The organism is Salicola sp. AFF1 (assembly GCF_056783195.1).
In genome coordinates, this window is sequence record NZ_JBXAYL010000260.1 from 1 (window position 1) to 231 (window position 231).

The following is a 231-nucleotide window of genomic DNA, read 5'->3' on the forward strand; positions in this document are numbered from 1 at the left end:
TGCCGCTCGCGACCGGCGCGCAGGTGCGCATTGCCGACGGCAATCTCAGTGTCGTCGACGGTCCCTTCGTCGAGGCCAAGGAGGTGATCGGCGGCTATGCGATCTTCGAGCTGCGCAGCAAGGAGGAGGCGGTGGCACTCGCCGTCGAATTCATGCAGCTCCACAAGGACCACATGCCAGGCTGGGAAGGCACCTGCGAGGTCCGCGCCTTCGCCGGCTTCGCCGGACAAT

1 protein-coding gene is annotated in these 231 nt (G+C 66.2%); it reads left to right on the forward strand.

Features of this window, described 5'->3' with window-relative positions:
• On the forward strand, positions 1-231 hold a 231-nt coding region (locus AC1RQI_RS17585), incomplete at both ends, for a YciI family protein (RefSeq protein ID WP_481905889.1).